The sequence below is a fragment of the Achromobacter sp. 46006 genome, assembly GCF_059761975.1.
This window is the reverse complement of record NZ_JCBANN010000126.1, coordinates 1-2,345: the sequence shown is the minus strand read 5'-3', so window position 1 is coordinate 2,345 and position 2,345 is coordinate 1. Positions and strand designations below refer to the sequence as shown.

The 2,345-nt window shown below is 69.7% G+C and carries 2 protein-coding genes; both read right to left on the bottom strand.

What is annotated here, in order from left to right:
- Positions 1–50 precede the first annotated feature (50 nt).
- Positions 51–1,145: a TRAP transporter substrate-binding protein gene (locus AC6LKG_RS26440; protein ID WP_498169945.1), complete on the bottom strand. Its 1,095-nt coding sequence runs from the start codon at positions 1,143–1,145 to the stop codon at positions 51–53.
- Between the two features lie 64 nt (positions 1,146–1,209).
- On the bottom strand, positions 1,210–2,345 hold a 1,136-nt coding region (locus AC6LKG_RS26435), incomplete at its 5' end, for a class I adenylate-forming enzyme family protein (protein ID WP_498169943.1).

Here is a 2,345-nt window from a genome sequence, read left to right as displayed (position 1 = left end):
CTCTGCCGGTGGGCGGCCCGGCGCGCGGGCCGGGCCGCTTTTGGGGGGCGTCAGGCCTCGGCGGCCAGTTCGTCGAAGCGCTTCAGGCTGCCTTGCCTGTCGTACTTGGCGATGGCCTTGTCGACCAGCGCCTGCATCGCCAGGCCGTCCAGGCCGGCCGGCTTGGCCACCCGGTCGACCCAGCCGTCGGTCTGCGCCGGCTGCACCAGGCTGCGCGCACGGTCCTTCTCGGCCTGCGGCAGCGACGAGAACTTCGTGCCCTCGGCCTTGGCGGTCTTGACGTACTGGCGCGCGGCCGCCTCGTAGATGCGCGCGTATTCGCCGCCGTAGATTTCGCTGACGATCTGGTCGCTGGCCTGCTTGACCGGGTCGGGGAAGCTGTTCCAGACCCGCGCGTTGATGATGGTCGCGGCCGGGCCGTGCGGGCCGTCGCCGATATCGGTGAAGTAGGGCGCGATCTCGTGCAGCTTGTAGGCCACGGCGGTGATGAAGTCGAAGCCATAGACGCCGTCGAGCACGCCGCGCTCCAGCGCGGTGTAGACCTCGGGCGCGGCCATCGGCACGGCGGTGCCGCCCAGGCGCTCGATGACCTCGTTGGCGGCGCCATAGCCCCGGATGCGCTTGCCGCGGATGTCCTCGATCGAGCGGATCGGCTGGCGCGTCACCAGCGGCGCGTAGTACCAGTTGGTCCAGTACAGCACCTTGCTGTTGTAGCGCCGCTCCCACTCGTCGCGCAGCGGCTGGTACTCGGCGTACACGTCGCGGCACAGCCATTGCAGCGCGTCCGAGCGGTGCATGCGGTAGTACCAGTCCAGGCCGCGCGTCACCGGCAACTGCGCCTGGTAGTAGCCCGGCGAGATCAACGACATTTCCGAGGTGCCGTCGCGCACGGCGGACAGGTGCTCGCCGACCTTGTTGAGCGACTGGGCCCAGTAGCGCCGTACCTTGACCGCGCCGTTGGTACGGGTTTCGAGCTGCTTGAGATACCACTCGTCCAGCCGCGAGGGGCCGGCGCTTTCGCTGATGTAGGTATCGAACTTGATGCTGACCGGCCTGGCCGCCGCGGCTGCTCGGCCGGTCCAGATGGCGGGGGCCGAGGCGCCCGCCAACAGGCTGGCCACCTTGATGAAATCGCGTCTTCTCATGCTCTCCTCCTTGGGGGATTCCGGCTTCTGATGCGCCGGTTGATGGGCCGGGCCTGGTGCCAGCCTAGCCAGTGGAATCGGCGCTGCGCAGCGTGGCGCGCAATGCGGTCTTGAGAATCTTGCCGTAGCTGTTCTTGGGCAGCTCTTCATGGAACACGTAGCGCTTGGGCTTCTTGAACGAGGCGATCTCGCGGCGGCACCAGGCGTCCAGTTCTTCCGGGGCGAGCGTGGCGCCGGGCCGCGACACCACGAATGCCACCACTTCCTCGCCCCACTGGGCGCTGGGCGCGCCGACCACCGCCACCTCGCGCACGCCGGGATGGCGCGCCAGCGTTTCCTCGACCTCGCGCGGGTAGATGTTGGAGCCGCCGGAGATGATCACGTCCTTGCTGCGGTCGGTTAGCGTCAGGAAGCCGGAAGCATCGAGCCGGCCGATGTCGCCGGTGCGCAGCCAGCCATCCACCAGTGTTTCGGCGGTCGCGGGGTCATTGCGCCAGTAGCCCTGCATGACGGCGTTGCCGCGCACCAGCACTTCGCCCTCGGTGCAGAACGGCACGCTGCGCAGCGCGGCGTCGACCACGCGCAGTTCCATGCAGCTCTGGGCGGTGCCGACCGAGGCCAGCCGCGCCGCGCGCTCGGGGTGCGAAGCGTCGGCGATGACTTCGCGCGACAGGGCGGTGATGGTCATGGGGCTTTCGCCCTGGCCGTAGATCTGTACGAAGCGCTGGCCCAGCACCGCCAGCGCTTCCTCCAGGTCGGCCAGGTACATCGGCGCGCCGCCATAGATGATGGTCTTGATGCCGCGGCCGTCGCGGCCGCCGGCGCGGGCCTGCTCCACCAGGCGCTTGATCATGGTGGGGGCGGCGAAGAACGACAGCGGCCCGGCCTGTTCGGCCAGCGCCAGGATCTCGGCAGGCTCGAAGCCGCGCGAGTCGGGCACGACATGGCGCGCCGCCTTGCGCACGTACAGCACGTGGTACAGCCCGGCGCCGTGCGACATGGGGGCGGCGTACAGCATGCCGTCGCCCGGTTCCACGGTTTCCACGTCCACCGCATAGCACAGGCCCATGGCCACCAGGTTGCGGTGGCTCAGCATCACGCCCTTGGGCCGGCCGGTGGTGCCGGACGTATAGAACAGCCAGGCCAGCGCGTCGGCGGCCAGCGCCGCGGGCGGCGCCCACGGGCCGCACGCCTCGCAGG